A 17,267-nucleotide genomic window follows, 5' to 3' on the forward strand; every position below is an offset into this window, starting at 1 on the left:
CTTACCCTATTTTTAATCTTAAACTTTAGGGTGCTTTTTCATGCTTATTTTTATTCAGTTTTTATCAATATCATTACTTATATTTTCTTTGTTTCACCTCTTGACTTTTAATAGTTAGTCTTTCTTTTTATCATTTCGTCTAATTTTTCTGAATAATCTCTTAAATTTTTGTAGTTTGTGTATTTTATTATATCATCTTTTATGATTTTAGAATTAGCAGTCATTCCAAATCCAATTATGCTTTCTAATTCTTCATTGATTACGATATTGTATCTGGAAGGAATATCTCTGCAATAGCCGATATTTTCCATATTATTCAGAATATTTTTCTGACGATATAAATAATACGGACGGTAATTATTTTGAAATGTCCACTTTTTTACCAATTGCATTTGTTTCTCAGCAATATTTTCTGCAAAATTTCCCTTGTCGTATTGTTGTGAGTACTTACTTCCATTTTTTATCGACAGTGTGTGAAAAGTTATATTATCAGGTTGTAGTTCTTTTAAAATTCCCAGATTTTCTTCTGTATTTTTCACATCATCGTACAATAATCCAAGTATGAAATCCATATTTATCACAAATCCCAAGTTTTTGGCTTGAGTGTACAAATCAAGTAAGTTCTCATTATTTTGAATCCTTCCCATAGCTTTCAGTGCTTTTTCGTTAAAAGTTTGTGGGTTCAAGCTAATTCTTGTCACGTTGTACTTTTTTAACAATTTTAACTTGTCAAAGTCCAAGCTATCTTCTCGTCCAGCTTCAAATGTATATTCAACCAAGTTTTCTGACACAAAACAGTTTTCAATAACTTTCAATAATTTTTCTAGCATTGTGTAGTCCAAACTAGTCGGAGTTCCACCTCCAACATAAATTGTTTTAATTATGTTTTTGTCGATATTTTTTGAGACTTCGGTTATTTCTTTTAATAGATACCCCAAGTATTCTTCTCTTCTGTCGTTGTTTTTGTAAACAATAGTAGGAAAAGAACAATAATCGCATCTGCTTGGGCAAAAAGGAATATTGATGTAGATGTTGTAGTTTTTCTCATCAAAATCTAAGCTAGACTGAACTTCGTCGATATCTCTAAGTAATTTCAAATTCTCATCATTAATTAAATACATTTGTTTTAATTCTTCGTCTGTATGATTTTTTAAAATCTTAGAGGGTTTCGTTCCCGTTAATATTCCCCAATCATTTGTATAATTGTATCTTCTTGAAAATATGGTATAGAGTATTCTTTTTAATTCTAATCTTGTAGTAAATGGATAAGTCTTATCTTTTCTCACGTAATCTTTTCCTACGACAAAATCACTTTCACCAAATTCTAGATTTTGTTTGGAATCAAATATCGTAAAAATATCTATGCACTCTTTTTGATATCTTTTGTCTTCTAATTGTATTTTCATATGCTTAAATTAAATAATCCGGCATTTACTGTATAAAAATGCCGGGTATATTTTATAAATCGTCTTCTATTATCGCTGACTTAGAATAAGCTGATGGTTTTGCTTCGAAGAAATCTGTCTTGATTTTATTTGGGTCAGAATATTCGCTTACCCATTTCATTGAAGGAATTTCTCTCTCGTAACCTGGATAGATAACTCCAAAACCAAGTCCTGTTGATCTCAAATTACCCAAGTATTTGATGTAATCTTCAACCATTTTGATAGACAACCCTTGGATTTTTTCACCGATAACGTATTTTGCCCATTCAATTTCAGCTTCTGAGCCTTGTTTTATCATTTCTTTGTATTGCGCATTTTTTTCTTCAGTAAATAATTCTGGACGTTCTTTTTTCAAATCTAAAATCATAGATCTGAACAACCACAAGTGAGTGTTTTCATCTCTATTAATGTATCTTATTTCTTGTACAGTTCCTGGCATTTTGCCCATTCTTCCCAAATTATAGAAGAACATAAATCCAGAATAGAAATAAATTCCTTCCAAGATATAATTTGCGATGAGAGCTTTCATGAAATTTCGTTCGCTTTTTTCTTCAAAAAAGTCGTTGTATTGATCTCCAATAAATCTGTTTCTTTCTAACAAAAACTCATCATCTTTCCATTGGTATAAAATGTCTGTTCTTTCTTCTGGAGAACAAATAGTATCCAAAATATAACTGTAAGATTGTGAGTGAATAGATTCTTGGAATGCTTGAATGGATAAGCACAAGTTTATTTCATTAGCAGTGATGTATGCTTCCAAATTTGGAAGTTGTGCAGTTTGTAAACTATCCAAGTAAATCAAAAACGATAAAATCTTGTCGTAAGCAATCTTTTCGTCTTCCGATAAATTTCTGTAATCTTTGATATCTTGATTCAAGTTGATTTCTTCTGGAATCCAGAAGTTATTCATAGCTTGTCTGTACCATTCACTTGTCCAAGAGTACTTTATGTTGTTAAAATCGTTCAAATTAGTAGTATTGCCATTAATTATTTTTCTCTTTGATAATTCAATATCTCCGTGTTCATTAAATAAACCACGTTTTTGTAATTCGTCCATTGCTCCTCCTTGATTTTTCATACCTATATTATATTCTATTTAAGAAAAAATCGATAGCCTCGATATATCCATCTGCACCTTTTCCTTTGATAACTTTTTTTGCAAAAAGTGATACATAAGAAAGTTTTCTGAAATCCTCTCTTTCATCTACATCTGACAAATGCACCTCAACTGTGTCTACATCTACAGCTTTCAATGCATCTAAAATAGCAACAGAAGTATGCGTGTATGCAGCAGGATTGATGATTATTCCATCTGCTTTTTTGTAAGCACTTTGAATAATATCCACAATTTCTCCTTCATGATTCGATTGATAAAACTCTACATCTATTTGATTTTTTGCGCAGTATAAGTTTATCTTGGATTCAATGTCTTGTAATGTCAGCTTACCATAAATTTCAGGCTCTCTTATGCCAAGCATATTTAAATTCGGTCCATTAATAATATATAGTTTCATTGAAATCCTCCACGATTAATTTGGCAGTTGTTTTTGCGTTGTAATTGTTGAAATATTTATCACTGAATCTTCGATACAAATAATTTCTGTTTTGTCTAATCTCACGCATAGTATTCGTTTTGTAAATCGGCCTGTTTTTTCTGGATAATTTACTGTTCGGTCTGTCAATCCAATAAACAACTGAATTTTGGTGAAGATAATAAAAATTCTTCTTTACAGTTACAGCCCCTCCCCCAGTTGCGATAACCAAGTTCTTTTCTTTGGAAAATTCCTCCAAAACTTCAGACTCTATTTTTCTGAAATATTTTTCGCCTTGTACTGCAAATATATCATTAATATTTCCATATCTTTGCGTGATGATTTTGTCGATATCCACAAGTTTCTTGTCAGTGTTTTTTGCGATGATTTTAGCAACCGTACTTTTACCACTTCCAGGCATTCCAACCAGTGCAATATTCATATTTTTCGTTCTAATTTTCTGTACGATATTTTCTACAACATCATCGTCTATTTTTTTAGAAGTAAAAATCTCACACGCTTTTACAGCTTGATACACCAGCATTCGCAAACCATTGTCGTTTGGAATTTTAAGTCTATCGCAATCCATTAAAAGGGAAGTTTTGTTCGGATTATAAATCACATCGAACACAGCTTCTGGTCTGATTTTCCCTAATTTTATAACTGATTTCAAATTATTCGGATACATTCCCACTGGAGTTGCGTTGATTAGAACGTCGCATTTTTTGTAATAATCTACATCTTCAAACTTATGCTCACCTTTTCGTGAAATCACTTTAATAGTTCTTGCCTGAAGTCTCTTCGCGCACTCTACGGCTGTTTTGCTAGTAGCTCCATCACCTAAAATCACGACTTCTTTACCTTTCAAATCGACAATTCGACTAATCATATACTCCATTCCGTCGATGTCGGTGTTATATCCTTTGATAGTATCAGAAAATTTAATCGTATTTACGCATCCAATTTTCTTCGCATCTTCACTCATTTCGTCCAAGTATTTTATGACGTCTTCCTTGTAAGGAATAGTTACATTGATTCCATTGATATCCTTTCTTTTGAAAAATTTATCCAAATCATCTTCTTCAAAATATTCGTATTTGTAGTATCCTAATAGTTCGTGAATTTCTTTGGAATAGCTATGCTTTAAAGATTTTCCTAATAATCCGTATTTCATTTCAAATTATCCTGAATTTTTTTTGATTCTAGTAAAATTTTGGATTCAACTTCTTTTATATTGTCGCGGTATTTTAAATTTGTTTGTTCTATTTTTTCAAAAATTTCCTTTTCTCTCGATTTGTCTTCTGTTTCAATATTATTCTTTGATTTAAAATCTCCAATTTCAGAACAAATCTCAAATCTTTTTTCTAATAATCTGGCGATTTCAGAATCAATTTTATCTATTTCTTTTCTAAATCTTTCCATCCATACTCCTTTAACAAATCGTAAATCACAAATGCAGTGATTGACTCCATCACGCTTACTGCTCTTATACCAATGCTTGGGTCGTGTCTTCCTTCAACAGTCAAGGTAGTGTTCGTTCTACTTCTCAAATCAACTGTATCTTGTGTTATTCCAATCGATGCTGGTGGTTTGAACGTAACCAAGGAAATTATCGGCATTCCCGTCGAAATTCCTCCAAGTATTCCACCGTTGTAATTCGTTTTTGTTTTGATTTGTTCGCTTTCTATATAATAGCAGTCATTCACAACAGATGCATTTGATTTGTCGAATGATTTGCCCAAACCAAATTCAACCGATTTTACTGCTCCAATTCCAAAATAGCTTTGTGACAATCTAGATTCAATCGAATCAAAAAGCGTATCTCCAACTCCCGCTCTCAAATTATACACAACAGTTTCTACACTTGAGCCAACGGAATCTTTTCTATCTCTCAACTCTTCTATTTTGTCATCTATTTTATCAATTATTTCATCGTTTATTACTTCGATTTTCCTATTCTTCAAATAACTGTAGTCTGTAAATTTTAAATCATCAAATCGTTCATCTACAATATCTCCAAGTGAATACAAATGGCTGAACACATGTATGTCGTGTTCTTTTAATATTTCTTGTGCAATAAATCCTGCCACGTTAATAACTGCAGTCAATCTTCCAGAAAAATGTCCACTTCCATTGATATCGTTGAAACCATTGTATCTAACAGTTGCTGGATAGTCTGCATGCGATGGCCTTGGAGTATTGTAAATATTTGTGTAATCTTTTGAATGATGATCTGAGTTTTTAATCACAAAAGATAGTGGAGCACCCGTTGTTGTATCATTCAAAATCCCCGATACGAACTCAACTTCATCTGATTCTTTTCTAAGTGTAGTGTTGGATTTTCCGGGAGATCTTCTTTTCATATGTGCTCTCAATTTTTCGTAGTCTATTTTGATTCCTGGATCAATTCCATCAATCACGCCACCAATCATCGAGCCATGAGACTCTCCCCACACAGTTAACTTAACTAATTTACCTATCGATGACATCGCTAACCAACCTTTCTATTTCATCAAAAAACGATGGATAAGATTTCTTCACAGCTTGCCAATCTTTGATTTCAACTTCTTTCGTAATTATAGATGCTATTGCAGCCGCCATTACAATTCTGTGATCATCAAAAGAATTTACGACTGCAGGTTTCATTTCTGATTTATAAATTATTAAATCATCTCCGTCTATTTTGCAGTTTACGCCGAATGATTTTAACATATCGTAAGTTGATTGCATTCTATCCGATTCTTTTAACCTCAATCTTTTAGCATTTTTTAAGACTGATTTGTCGCATTTTTGAGACAAAACCACTGCCAAAATCACAAATAAATCTGGCGTTTGTGATATATCTATTTCACAGTAATGTTGGTTGTTATTTATTTTTTCTAATAATTCAACTATTTTTCTGTCTGCTTGAACTGAGTCCATGTTTAAGTTCTGAACGTTTATATCTGCACCCAACTCATTTGCACACAAGAAAAACGCTGCGTTTGACCAATCTCCTTCTACGATAATTTTCCCTGGTGATTTTAAAGCCCCTGGCTTTACGATGACTTTATCAGACAAAATCTCAGACTCCACTCCAAATAATCTCAAACATTCTTGTGTGATTTTGATATATCCAGTTGATTCAAGTCGTGATGTCAATTTGATTTCACAGCCACCAATAAGTGGGGCAATCATCATAATCGCAGAGATGTATTGGCTGGACACATCTCCCGGAAATTCAAAATCAATTTTATGAAAAGTTCCATCAACTGTAAAAGGAAGTTTATCTTCACTAAAAGTAAGCCCCGATAATTTCAATTGATCCATCAATTCTTTTATCGGTCTATCTTGTAATCTACCAGTGCATTTTACGTTAGTTTTTTGAGATAAGAAGCTAACCAATGGAAGCAAAAATCTCAAAGTTGAACCCGAATCATTTACATTTATATCGGACACATCTTTTTGAAAAAACGAAGGATGAACTGTAACTTCATTTTCGTTTATGTCGATTTCAACTCCCAAATTTCTCAAACAATCAATAGTTGTCATTATATCGTTTGAGAATTCATTAATGATAATTTTTGTATCGGTATCTGCAACACTTGCTAAAATCAAAAACCTGTGTGCAAATGATTTGGAAGATATAGCGTCCACTGTTCCTCGTAAATTGTCCGTTTTAATCTTCATAAATATCACTCAAAACCTTTTTGTAATCCGATTTGTTCATACTCAAAACGGTACAGTCTCCGATTTCTTCGGAAACTATCAAACTAATCATGTCTTTTGTGTTTTTCTTATCGCGAAGGCTAACTTCGTACACATCTTCCTCAGAATAATCGTAATTTCCATCCAAATTATACATTTTCAAAACTTCCAATATTCTGTCGTAATCCTTGCTGTATTTTTTCGCCATACACTTCATTCCGAAAGCCACGGCATGCCCATGCATAACATTATAATCCGACAGTTTTTCGACAGCATGTCCCAATGTATGCCCGTAATTTAATAATCTTCTCAAATTTTGCTCCAACTTGTCTTGGAGCACGATTTCTTTTTTAATGCTCACACAAATCTCCACAATTTCCGATAAATCGCTTTGTTTAGTGTATCTTTTGGAACTTATCATGTCGAATAATTCTTCATCAAAACAAATCGCGTATTTGATAATTTCCCCGAAACCATCTTCAAACACGTAATCGTCTAAAGTTTTCAACAAAAGTGGATCAATAATGCAAAGCTTTGGATCCTTGAACGCTCCGATCAAGTTTTTCCCAGTTGGCAAATCAATCCCAGTTTTAGACCCTACGGATGAATCTACCATTGACAAAACAGTCGTAGGAATTTGAATGAAATCAATCCCACGCATAAAAGTCGCAGCTACAAAACCAGCCAAATCTCCAACGACTCCTCCACCAAAAGCAATCACAGTGTCATTTCTGTGATAAGACATACTCATGTAAGTCATTATTTTTTCGTACTCTAATAAACTTTTGGAAGATTCTCCTGGTTTTATAACGTAAAATTCATGTTCAATCTCCAATTCATCTAATAAAATATCCAATGTTTTGTGGTGATACCTATCTACATTTTCATCAGTAATAATAATTGCCTTTGATTTTATAAAATCTTTCAAATAATCACGCGATTGATTTAAAGCATCAAGTCCAACTATTAGATCGTAATTTTTGACATTTATTACTGAATACATTGCCTTAATTTCCTTACTTTTCTCATTATTGTTCTAAATCTTTCGCAAGTGACAGATTGTGGCCCGTCGCTTAGCGCATTTTCTGGATCGTTGTGCACTTCAATCATAAGTCCATCGCAACCTGCCGCAGTCGATGCAAGTGATAGCGGTTCTATCAAAGTGTATTTACCACTCGCGTGTGATGGATCCATTATAATAGGAAGTTGTGACAATTCCTTCATCACAGAAATAGCAGAAATATCCAATGTATTTCTAGTGTAATTTTCAAAAGTTCGAATTCCTCTCTCACACAATACGACATTTTCGTTGCCACCAGTCATAATGTACTCTGCGCTCATTATCCATTCCTTGTAAGTAGCACTCAAACCTCTCTTTAGTAAAATTGGCTTATCTGAATGTCCCAACTCTTTAAGCAAGGAATAATTTTGCATATTTCTAGCTCCAACTTGCAACATATCGACATCGTTGAAATAATCCAAATCAGACAAATCCATTATCTCTGTAATAATTGGAAGTCCAGTTTCTTTTTTTGCCTGGATTAACAAATCGATTCCCTTTCTGCCTAATCCTTGGAAAGCATAAGGCGAGGATCTAGGCTTAAAAGCTCCTCCTCTAAGGATATTTGCTCCGTTTTCCTTCACGCTTTTAGCAATGGTAATAATCTGTTCCTCGCTTTCAACAGAACATGGCCCTGCCATCACGCAGAAATTTCCGTCACCTATTTTTACACCATCGACATCGACAATTTTAGGTTGTGGATGGTATTTTTTGTTTGCCTTACTAAAAGGTTCTTCTATTCTAATAACCTTGTCCACAATATCAAAGCGTGATATTAGCTTCTCATCAATGCTTGAGGTATCTCCTATTAAAGAAATAATCGTGTATCTATCGCCAACAGTCTCATCAACTCTGACGTTTTGTTCATTTAAAAAATCTATTAGTTTTTTTACTTCCTTTTCGTTAGGATTTCTTTTTAATTTTACAATCATAATTTTCTCCGATAATCTTATTCTATTAATAGTATATCAAAACTTGAAAATTTAGTATAATATAAGTAGAGAAATTTAGAAAGAGTGATAATATGATAGAATCAAACGATTGGCTACTAAAACAAATCAATGTGGTCAGTGAATTTTTGCAAAAATTATTTACAGATATGGAAACAAATAGAAAATTAAATGAGAATGAACAATACCAAAAAGATTCGTTCGAATTTGAAAGATTGTTGGAAAATCTAATCGAAGAAGATAGAATTAACGATGCTGAAAATATTTTGTTCGAAAAGCTAGAAACAAATAATCTTATGTATGCAACAATCGCAACGAGATTTTATGACAAATTAAAAGGACTTTCAGATGAAAAACTTCAAAAATCAAACTACAGTCGTGACGAAATCCTACAAGGATTAAACGATATGTGTGATATGTTTGGTTTGGAAATATTCAAGGGATAAAAAAAGCTGGTTTTTATAAACCAGTTTTTTTAATCGTATGATCTTTGCCATATATCTCTAATTTTTTGCATTATATCACGGTCAACTCTCTTAGGATATTCATATCCCAGAAGCTCTGCGACATGAAGTCCTTGTTTTCTAAAAAGGTCACACGATTTGAACAATGTACTCCACAGATTCTCTATTTCAGGAAGTGGATATGTTTGCAAATATCTTTCATAATGATCTTTTGGAAGATAAGTCTTGATATATTCGTAATTGTATCCTATATTAACATTGAAGTCGTAATTACTACCAATATAGTAACCCGTCATTTTATCTACGTTCTCTCTGACATGATAAAACATTTGAATGGCGTAGATTTCTTCTTTTCTGTACAAACCTTTCGCAACATTTAACGAATTAATGAACATCTGATTGACTAGTGATTCAAATTCATGCTTAGTTGGCTTTAATTGTCTGAAACAAACATCTGATTTGGTACTATTGCCAACTAAAACTTGGTCTTTGTCTACTAAAATTTCCGCTTGGCTATCTTCATTAATATAAGCTTGCATCGTGTTTTCCTTAATGAAAAATATTCTGATTTTAGAAATATCATTAAGCACAATAGTGTAGCTGATATTGTGAGGATTAATTTTATTTGTGTAGGTTAATTTGTCAGATTTTTCTAACATTAACACATCACCGAATAAACTTTCAATGAAGTGTGAATCCTTAAACTTTTCAAAATCACTTACTCCGAAAACAAAATGATAATCTGTGTTTTCGTCCTTTTTTAAAGTAGGATTAAGTCTTCTTCCCGTTTCAATAAGACTTCTAACTTCTTCATTTTCTTTTGAAAATTCCATAACCGTATTTTTAATATTATTAACCATTCAAATCACCTATCATTTTGATTAATCACAAATTTATACACATCAATTGGATTACCTGCAACAAAAACCGCATTTTTATATTCCTCTGCATTTCCAAATCCATATCCTGCAGCAATTGCTTTAATATTGTTAAGTCTTGCCCCTTCGATATCGTGATGTCTATCTCCAACCATAATCGATTCTTCTGGATTTATACCAGTTTTATCTATCAAATAAGCTATTACATCTTCCTTCTCTACTCTTGATTGATCCATAGTCGCCCCAGCAGTATATGAAAAATATTTCAACAAATTATTATCTGATAAAATTTTCCTAGCTGAAGATTCAACTTTACTTGTAGCCAAATAAATTTTATATCCTTCATCATAAAATTTGTGTATAGTTTCTACAATTCCATCGTAGAGTTCCATTTCTTTCATACCTTTTTTGAAATAATAATCCCTGAAATCTTCAATTCTTTCTTTGGATTCAGTTTCACTAAATCCCAACTCCGTATAACTGTCTTTTAAAGGTGGTCCTATAAAAGATATAAGCTTACTTTCATCGTATTTGAAATTTACTTTATCCAAACTAAACTTAACAGCATTTACAATTCCCTCATAAGAATTCGTAATAGTACCATCAAGATCAAATATTATATTTTTAATCATGATTCCCCTCTCGATTTATTATATCACAGCAAATTTACTGTGGTGTAATTATAAATTAATTTTAACACCAATGATTATTTTATCATATATTTGTTTTTGTGTTTGAATTTTGGGCAAAACAAAACCCCGCACATGGCGGGGAATATAATTTATTTTGTCATTCCTGTAGAGTCGATATTTCTAGCTTGTACTTCATCATCTAATCTCTTGCCCATTTCTTGTTCAGCTGTTGTTTCTTCAACATATTCTTGAACTTCAGATCGTGGTGCACGACTAAGTTTAGCATCTTGTTCTTTCATAGCCCTTATACCTTCATCCAATCCTTTATCGAATAAGTGGCAAGCTACAAAGTGCTTATCAGCAATTTCTTGTAGAACTGGTCTATCAGTTTTACAGATTTCCATTGCATAGTTACATCTTGTACAGAATTTACATCCTTCTGGTGCATTAATTGGTGAAGGAATTTCACCTTGTAATTTAACACGTCCTTCGCTTGAAACATCAGGATCTGGAATAGGAATTGCAGAAATCAATGCTTTAGTATAAGGGTGAAGTGGTTGATTATAAATCTTAGTGTTTGAAGATACTTCTACCATACTACCTAAATACATTACGCCTATTCTATCTGAAATGTGTTTTACCATTGATAAATCGTGAGAAATAAACAAATAAGTTAATTTCTTTTCTCTTTGTAATTCAATAAGTAAGTTAACAACTTGTGCTTGAATACTTACATCAAGCGCTGAGATAGGTTCATCACATACGATAAATTCTGGTTTTACTGCTAAAGCTCTGGCAATACCAATTCTTTGTCTTTGTCCACCAGATAATTCGTGTGGGAATCTAGCTCCGTGTTCAGCGTTAAGTCCTACAGTTTTTAATAATTCAGTAATTCTGTTTTGAATATCTTTTTCTTGCATTTCAGGGAAGTGAACTCTGATACCTTCTCCAATGATATCACCAATAGTCATCTTAGAGTCAAGTGATGAGTATGGGTCTTGGAAAATCATTTGAGCTTTTTTCTTGAAAGATTGTTTTTCTTTACCGCTCAACTTTGTGATATCTTTTCCTTCATATATAACTTTACCATTTGTAGGTTCATATAAGTTAATAACTGTTCTTCCGCATGTAGTTTTACCACATCCAGATTCTCCTACAAGTCCGAAAGTTTCCCCTTTATATATTTTCAAATTTACATTTTCAACAGCTTTTAAAGTCTTGTTTTTACCAACTTTGAAAAACTTATCTAAGTTTTCTAATTCAACAAGCACTTCTCTGTTTGAATAATCTATGTTTTTATCTTTAATAACGTTAGTTTCTGACATAATTCACTCCTAATAAGGTCTTTCAACTTTTGGTGCTTGTTCGTGTGTTAACCAACATCTGCAAACATGATGATCTGAGTATCTTGTTTCAGGTGGTTTCTTTTCTCTACAAATTTGCATTGCATAATCACATCTTGCTGCAAATGGACATCCCGGAATTTCCATCAATAAATCTGGTGGCGTTCCACCTAATGAATACAATTCATTGTCTTTTGATGAATCAAGTCTTGGAACGCTCATCAACAATGCCCATGTATATGGGTGATGTGCATCTTTAAATATTTCTTGTACTGTACCAGTTTCCATGATTTCACCGGCATACATTACTTGAATTCTGTCTGCAAAGTCAGCTACTACACCTAAATCGTGAGTTACCAATACTATAGAAGTATTTTTAGTATCTCTTAATTCTCTCATCAAATCCAAGATTTGTGCTTGAATAGTTACATCAAGTGCTGTAGTTGGTTCGTCAGCCAAGATTACATTAGGGTTACATGCCAATGCTATGGCAATCATAACTCTTTGTCTCATACCACCTGATAATTCGTGTGGATATTGTTTAACACGTTCTTCAGCGTTAGGAATATTTACAGTCTTTAACAATTTAACAGCTTCTTTTTTAGCTTCATCTTTTGATAAATCAGTGTGCAATAAAAGAGATTCTGTAATTTGTTTACCTATTTTCATAGTTGGGTTAAGTGAAGTCATAGGGTCTTGGAAAATCATTGATACATCAGAACCCTTATATTCTCTTAATCTCTTCTTATCCATGTTAAGAACTTCTTCATTCATATATTTAATTGAAGATGGTTCTTTGATAACTGCTGATTGAGGTAAAATTTGAAGTATAGATTTACTTACTACTGTTTTACCGCATCCAGATTCACCTACTAAAGCCAAAGCTTCACCATCGTAGATGTCAAAGCTTACACCTCTTACAGCCTTTACTTCACCAGCATAAGTATTGAAAGATACGTTTAAGTTATCTACTTCAATTACTTTTGGTCTGTTAGTATAATCTTTTTCTACTCTAGCAGTTCTTGTAAGTTCTTCTGATAAATTTTGTTTTTCGTTCATATTTTTTTCTTCGTTAAGTTTATCTTCTACAACTTCAGAGGAAACATATTTAGTTGTAGTTTCTACTTCATTATTTTCATTAATTACAGTTTCTTCAACTAATGTTTCTTCTGAAAGGTTTTGTTCTTTTTTTAATTCATCTACATCTTTGTATTTATTCTTGCTCATGTTTTTTCCTCCTACTGTCTAAGGTTAGGGTCAAGCGCATCTCTCAAACCATCACCTAACAAAGTAAATGAAAGCATTGTTAACCCGATCATTAGAGCTGGGAAAAACAATTGATAAGGATAAAATTGGAATACTTGTTGAGCTTGTGAACACATAAGTCCCCAAGAAGTTTCTGGAGGTTGTACACCAAGTCCTAAGTAACTTAAGAAAGCTTCACCGAATATATATCCTGGAATATCAAATGAAATTGATACAAGTATTACGTTCAAAGTATTTGGAATAAGGTGTTTGATAATGATATCTTTGTTGCTTACTCCTAATACACGAGCTGCCATGATATAGTCTTGTTCTTTTAATGAAAGAATTTGACCTCTTACAAGTCTTGCAAGACCACACCATCCTGTGATAGTCATGGCTAAAATAAGTGTTCCTACACCATTTGAGTTTAAAGCCAATCTTAAAATGATTACTAATAATAGGTAAGGTATAGAAATCAAAATTTCTACAATTCTCATCATAATTGTATCAACTCTTCCGCCAAAGAACGCAGAAGCTGCACCATAAATAGAACCAATTACAGTACCAATAATAGCACCTGCAAGACCTATTATGATGGAAATTCTACCACCTCTCCAAATTCTTGTGAATATATCTCTTCCAAGTTCGTCAGTACCGAACCAGAATTTTGAGCTTGGTGATAAGTTAATTTCTCCTACTAAATCTTCGTGAGAATATCCCGTTAGCATCGGTCCGATGATAACCATTACAACTAAAAATACTAATATAATGAATGCAACTAAGGCTGCCTTGTTTTCTTTAAATCTTCTCCAAGCGTCAGACCAGTATGTAACTACAGGTCTTGCTATAAATTCAGATGTTCTATCTTCATCTGAAAGTCTTTGAAATTTGCTTTGATCTATTTTTTCCATACTAATCCCCTAATCTACAATTTTAATTCTTGGATCTGCTATTCCGTATAATATATCTACAACTAATTGAGAGATTAAGAACAAGAATGCATAGAAAATTGTTGTACCTATAATCATAGGATAATCTCTGGCAGTTATAGAGTTTACAAAGTAACTTCCTAAACCTGGTATAGAATACATACTTTCAATAATGAAAGATCCTGTAAAAATACCAACGATTTGTGGAGCTATTATTGTGATGATAGGAAGTATAGCATTTCTGAATACGTGTTTTCTAATTACATTGAAGCCTGATACACCTTTTGCTTTTGCAGTTAGTATGTAGTCTTCGTTTAAAACTTCCAATACATTACTTCTCATGTATCTAGCATAAGTAGCTATTGAGCCAAAGCATAATGCTATTGAAGGCAAAATTGTATACTTGATTTCGTCTCCATATCCTGATGTTGGAAACCAGTTTAGTTTTACTGCGAAAGCGTATTGTAAAAGAGCCCCCAAAATAAATACAGGTATCGTAATACCCAAAATAGCCAATACACTGATAATATAATCTGGCACTTTACCCCTGTTTAATGCCGCAAGAATACCAAAAATAATACCAATAGTAATACCTATTACCATGGCTTGTCCACCAATTCTTCCAGATACTGGAGCGGTTTGAGCTATTGTAGTCTTAACTTCTCTACCTGGATATTTGTATGAAGCACCTAAGTCTCCATGCAATGCATTTTTTAAAAATATTGCATATTGTGTTGATACTGGTTTATCCAAACCGTATCTAGCCTTGTAGTTTTTGATTGTTTGCTCTGGAAGAGTTTTACCCATAGCAGACAATGGATCCCCTTGAATATTATGCATCAAGAAGAATGTTGCTGTTGTGATTACAAATAATGTAAGCACCATATACAAGATTCTCTTTATAAGATATTTTAACATGAGTCCTCCTATATACAATTAGTAGGCTGTTACAAATTATTTGTAACAGCCTGCCATTTGCTACTAGTTATTTTATTTTTTTTCTAAATAAGTGTCTTTGAATCCTGCTGTTGAGAATTGATTTACGTTAATATGTTTTACATAGTCTTGATAGTACATATTAGTAGTACCAGAAATTATTGGAATAATAACTGTTTCATCAGCTAGGATTTGTTCAGCTTTCTTATATAATTCTACTTGTTTGTTTTTGTCTTTTTCTTTGGCAGCGTCTCTGATTAATTTATCATATTCATCGCTCTTCCATCCAGTTCTAACTGCGTTAGCACTTGAAGTGAATAGAGACATCATTGCTGATGGGTGGTTGTAGTCAGCAGTCCATGCTAAATAACCCATTTGGTAATTACCTTTATTGATTTTACCAGAAAGGATAGCCCATTCCATCATTTCCAATTTAACCTTAACACCAAGTTTGTTTTGGAAGTTTTGTTGGAAATATTCACCGTATTTTTTCAAGTCTGGTGAGTTAGTCATAATTAAGCTTACTTCTAATTTAGATGGATCTGGATCCATTCCCAATTCTTTAAGACCTTCAGATAATAAAGCTTTTGGATCGCCTAATTTGTCAGCCATTTCTTTAACAGGGTTACCAGCCATTTCTCTGTATTTCAAATCTTCAATTGTAATAGCTTTTGGTACCCAGAAATAAGCTGGAGCTGATTTTCCTTTAAGAACTGTTTCGTTGAAGCCTTCTCTGTCTAAAGCGATGTTGAATGCTTGTCTAACTTTTTTGTTCTTAAATAACTTATCTTGGTGGTTAACTGCGAAGTAATCTACTGCTGGAATATCAATTTTTTCAGTCTTAGTTCCTTCTCTCTTATCGAACTTAGAAGTCCATTCTGGTTTGTTTGTACTTACACTCATAACTTCTCCAGATTGGAAAGCGTTCATCATTGTGTTTGTATCAGTGATAACTCTTAAGTTAACTTTTTCTAATTTAACATTGTCTTTGTTCCAGTAGTCTGGGTTCTTTTCAAGAACCAACTTAGAGTTGTGAGTCCATTCAGTTAATTTGAAAGGTCCGCAACCTACTATTGTATTAGCTTCAGAACCGAATTGTTCACCGTGTTTTTCAACTATGTCTTTTCTTTGTGGGAAACATACTCTGAAAGGTACGATGTTAATGAAATATTGTGCTGGAGCGCCCAATTTAATTTCTAATGTTTTATCATCAATAGCTTTAACTCCTAATTTATCTAATGGAGCTTTTCCTTCGTTAACTTCTTGGAAGTTAGCGATATCAGCTAATAAGAATGATGAACCAGAACCTGTCTTAGGGTCTACAGTTCTTTTAATACCATATTCAAAGTCTTTTGCTGTTAATGGTTGACCATCTTCCCATTTTAAACCATCACGTAATGTGAATGTGTAAGTCATAGCATCTTCAGATACTTTCCATTCTTTGGCTGCTGCTGCTTCTGGTTTCAATGTTAAGTCATCATTTTGAACCAATCTGATAAGTGGTTCATATACGTTATTAACAACTGTATTACCATAGCTGTCGCTACCTTTTTGAGCATCGATAGAGTCAGGGTCTGCACTTAAGAAAGTATTATATACTGTGTTTTCTCCTTTTTCTCCACCTTTTGAGCCTCCATTTCCACATGCTGTACCAGCAACCATAAGGCCGGCTAACATCAAGGCAACAAACCTTTTCTTGTTTCTCATTTACAATTCCTCCTTAAATATTTTAATCATATGAGAAAATCCGAATTAATCGTGAATACATATTTGAAAATATATAAGTTCTAGTCTTCACGTTTTTCGTAATTTCATTATAACATGAATTTATGAAAATGATAACATAAACATCGTTTTTTCAAAATATTTTAATATTAAATTGTTATTTTATTGTCTTGCTCAGATTTTTTTTTAATTTTTCGTTTTAATTTATCTTTGCTTAATTGTAGACATTTCGTAATAATCGCTATTTTGTTGAAATATTGTTTTCATGAATTTATAATTTGATATTAATTATCATATTTGTTCTGAGTGAAATATTTTTATATTTTTTTGCGATATTTTTGTTATTTTCGTGTAAAAAATTTAATAAACGGATTTAAACAAATAAAAGATGAGATATTTTAGGAATTTATACCACAAAAGTATTTAGTAGTTTTTTGTAAA

At 32.6% G+C, this 17,267-nt stretch carries 17 protein-coding genes; 1 reads left to right on the forward strand and 16 read right to left on the reverse strand.

Annotated features, from left to right (window positions below):
* Nucleotides 1-107: 107 nt before the first annotated feature.
* Genes ACU68U_RS06305 through aroF form a run of 9 tightly spaced genes read right to left on the reverse strand, consistent with a single transcriptional unit; the run spans nt 108 to nt 8,656 of the window.
* Nucleotides 108-1,406: a coproporphyrinogen III oxidase gene (locus ACU68U_RS06305; RefSeq protein ID WP_446762955.1), complete on the reverse strand. Its 1,299-nt coding sequence runs from the start codon at nt 1,404-1,406 to the stop codon at nt 108-110.
* Between the two features lie 52 nt (nt 1,407-1,458).
* Entirely contained in the window at nt 1,459-2,502 is a 1,044-nt protein-coding gene (locus ACU68U_RS06310) for a ribonucleotide-diphosphate reductase subunit beta (RefSeq protein WP_035109109.1), read from the reverse strand.
* Nucleotides 2,503-2,530: 28 nt separating this feature from the next.
* A complete protein-coding gene (gene aroQ, locus ACU68U_RS06315) occupies nt 2,531-2,959 on the reverse strand; it encodes a type II 3-dehydroquinate dehydratase (protein WP_094207468.1) in 429 nt (142 codons plus the stop codon).
* Nucleotides 2,940-4,151 (reverse strand): shikimate kinase, encoded by a 1,212-nt coding sequence (locus ACU68U_RS06320; RefSeq protein ID WP_154271540.1) that lies wholly within the window; start codon nt 4,149-4,151, stop codon nt 2,940-2,942. Before ACU68U_RS06320 ends, aroQ begins: the two co-directional genes overlap by 20 nt.
* Nucleotides 4,148-4,399, reverse strand: coding sequence for a chorismate mutase (locus ACU68U_RS06325; RefSeq protein WP_094224995.1), 252 nt, complete (start codon nt 4,397-4,399; stop codon nt 4,148-4,150). The genes ACU68U_RS06320 and ACU68U_RS06325 overlap by 4 nt, the downstream gene beginning before the upstream one ends.
* On the reverse strand, nt 4,375-5,466 hold the full coding sequence (gene aroC / locus ACU68U_RS06330; protein WP_446762956.1) for a chorismate synthase: 1,092 nt from the start codon (nt 5,464-5,466) through the stop codon (nt 4,375-4,377). Before aroC ends, ACU68U_RS06325 begins: the two co-directional genes overlap by 25 nt.
* Nucleotides 5,450-6,646 (reverse strand): 3-phosphoshikimate 1-carboxyvinyltransferase, encoded by a 1,197-nt coding sequence (locus ACU68U_RS06335; protein ID WP_446762957.1) that lies wholly within the window; start codon nt 6,644-6,646, stop codon nt 5,450-5,452. Before ACU68U_RS06335 ends, aroC begins: the two co-directional genes overlap by 17 nt.
* A complete protein-coding gene (aroB, locus tag ACU68U_RS06340) occupies nt 6,636-7,667 on the reverse strand; it encodes a 3-dehydroquinate synthase (protein WP_446762958.1) in 1,032 nt (343 codons plus the stop codon). The genes ACU68U_RS06335 and aroB overlap by 11 nt, the downstream gene beginning before the upstream one ends.
* A complete protein-coding gene (gene aroF, locus ACU68U_RS06345; protein WP_446762959.1) occupies nt 7,655-8,656 on the reverse strand; it encodes a 3-deoxy-7-phosphoheptulonate synthase in 1,002 nt (333 codons plus the stop codon). Before aroF ends, aroB begins: the two co-directional genes overlap by 13 nt.
* Nucleotides 8,657-8,748: 92 nt before the next feature.
* Between aroF and ACU68U_RS06350 the strand changes: the two genes are divergently transcribed.
* Nucleotides 8,749-9,120, forward strand: a complete 372-nt coding sequence (locus ACU68U_RS06350) for a DUF6483 family protein (RefSeq protein WP_094206082.1) — start codon at nt 8,749-8,751, stop codon at nt 9,118-9,120.
* Nucleotides 9,121-9,149: 29 nt separating this feature from the next.
* Here ACU68U_RS06350 and ACU68U_RS06355 read toward each other — a convergent pair whose 3' ends face one another.
* The 7 genes from ACU68U_RS06355 to ACU68U_RS06385 all read right to left on the reverse strand — a co-directional run bounded on the left by ACU68U_RS06355 (nt 9,150) and on the right by ACU68U_RS06385 (nt 16,808).
* Nucleotides 9,150-9,998 carry an aminoglycoside 6-adenylyltransferase gene (locus ACU68U_RS06355; protein ID WP_094204015.1) on the reverse strand — a complete coding sequence of 283 codons (849 nt, stop codon included), beginning with the start codon at nt 9,996-9,998 and terminating at the stop codon, nt 9,150-9,152.
* Between the two features lie 5 nt (nt 9,999-10,003).
* Nucleotides 10,004-10,648, reverse strand: a complete 645-nt coding sequence (locus tag ACU68U_RS06360) for an HAD hydrolase-like protein (RefSeq protein WP_446762960.1) — start codon at nt 10,646-10,648, stop codon at nt 10,004-10,006.
* A gap of 149 nt (nt 10,649-10,797) precedes the next feature.
* On the reverse strand, nt 10,798-11,973 hold the full coding sequence (locus tag ACU68U_RS06365) for an ABC transporter ATP-binding protein (protein WP_446762961.1): 1,176 nt from the start codon (nt 11,971-11,973) through the stop codon (nt 10,798-10,800).
* 9 nt (nt 11,974-11,982) lie between these two features.
* Nucleotides 11,983-13,218, reverse strand: coding sequence for an ABC transporter ATP-binding protein (locus ACU68U_RS06370; RefSeq protein ID WP_156849691.1), 1,236 nt, complete (start codon nt 13,216-13,218; stop codon nt 11,983-11,985).
* A gap of 11 nt (nt 13,219-13,229) precedes the next feature.
* Nucleotides 13,230-14,147, reverse strand: coding sequence for an ABC transporter permease (locus ACU68U_RS06375; protein WP_446762962.1), 918 nt, complete (start codon nt 14,145-14,147; stop codon nt 13,230-13,232).
* A 9-nt stretch (nt 14,148-14,156) separates the two neighbouring features.
* Nucleotides 14,157-15,083: an ABC transporter permease gene (locus ACU68U_RS06380; RefSeq protein WP_094202792.1), complete on the reverse strand. Its 927-nt coding sequence runs from the start codon at nt 15,081-15,083 to the stop codon at nt 14,157-14,159.
* 72 nt (nt 15,084-15,155) lie between these two features.
* Nucleotides 15,156-16,808, reverse strand: a complete 1,653-nt coding sequence (locus ACU68U_RS06385) for a peptide ABC transporter substrate-binding protein (RefSeq protein WP_446762963.1) — start codon at nt 16,806-16,808, stop codon at nt 15,156-15,158.
* Nucleotides 16,809-17,267: the final 459 nt, after the last annotated feature.

It is taken from the genome of Finegoldia sp. P3-F-LR, assembly GCF_052932165.1.

What these genes read in the sequence shown, in the direction of transcription:
- ACU68U_RS06385 (WP_446762963.1), bottom strand. Translation starts at nt 16,808, where the DNA reads ATGAGAAACAAGAAAAGGTTTGTTGCCTTGATGTTAGCCGGCCTTATG.
- aroB (WP_446762958.1), bottom strand. Translation starts at nt 7,667, where the DNA reads ATGTATTCAGTAATAAATGTCAAAAATTACGATCTAATAGTTGGACTT.
- ACU68U_RS06380 (WP_094202792.1), bottom strand. Translation starts at nt 15,083, where the DNA reads ATGTTAAAATATCTTATAAAGAGAATCTTGTATATGGTGCTTACATTA.
- ACU68U_RS06325 (WP_094224995.1), bottom strand. Translation starts at nt 4,399, where the DNA reads ATGGAAAGATTTAGAAAAGAAATAGATAAAATTGATTCTGAAATCGCC.
- ACU68U_RS06360 (WP_446762960.1), bottom strand. Translation starts at nt 10,648, where the DNA reads ATGATTAAAAATATAATATTTGATCTTGATGGTACTATTACGAATTCT.
- ACU68U_RS06335 (WP_446762957.1), bottom strand. Translation starts at nt 6,646, where the DNA reads ATGAAGATTAAAACGGACAATTTACGAGGAACAGTGGACGCTATATCT.
- ACU68U_RS06305 (WP_446762955.1), bottom strand. Translation starts at nt 1,406, where the DNA reads ATGAAAATACAATTAGAAGACAAAAGATATCAAAAAGAGTGCATAGAT.
- ACU68U_RS06320 (WP_154271540.1), bottom strand. Translation starts at nt 4,151, where the DNA reads ATGAAATACGGATTATTAGGAAAATCTTTAAAGCATAGCTATTCCAAA.
- ACU68U_RS06375 (WP_446762962.1), bottom strand. Translation starts at nt 14,147, where the DNA reads ATGGAAAAAATAGATCAAAGCAAATTTCAAAGACTTTCAGATGAAGAT.
- ACU68U_RS06350 (WP_094206082.1), top strand. Translation starts at nt 8,749, where the DNA reads ATGATAGAATCAAACGATTGGCTACTAAAACAAATCAATGTGGTCAGT.
- ACU68U_RS06370 (WP_156849691.1), bottom strand. Translation starts at nt 13,218, where the DNA reads ATGAGCAAGAATAAATACAAAGATGTAGATGAATTAAAAAAAGAACAA.
- aroF (WP_446762959.1), bottom strand. Translation starts at nt 8,656, where the DNA reads ATGATTGTAAAATTAAAAAGAAATCCTAACGAAAAGGAAGTAAAAAAA.
- ACU68U_RS06310 (WP_035109109.1), bottom strand. Translation starts at nt 2,502, where the DNA reads ATGGACGAATTACAAAAACGTGGTTTATTTAATGAACACGGAGATATT.
- aroC (WP_446762956.1), bottom strand. Translation starts at nt 5,466, where the DNA reads ATGTCATCGATAGGTAAATTAGTTAAGTTAACTGTGTGGGGAGAGTCT.
- aroQ (WP_094207468.1), bottom strand. Translation starts at nt 2,959, where the DNA reads ATGAAACTATATATTATTAATGGACCGAATTTAAATATGCTTGGCATA.
- ACU68U_RS06365 (WP_446762961.1), bottom strand. Translation starts at nt 11,973, where the DNA reads ATGTCAGAAACTAACGTTATTAAAGATAAAAACATAGATTATTCAAAC.
- ACU68U_RS06355 (WP_094204015.1), bottom strand. Translation starts at nt 9,998, where the DNA reads ATGGTTAATAATATTAAAAATACGGTTATGGAATTTTCAAAAGAAAAT.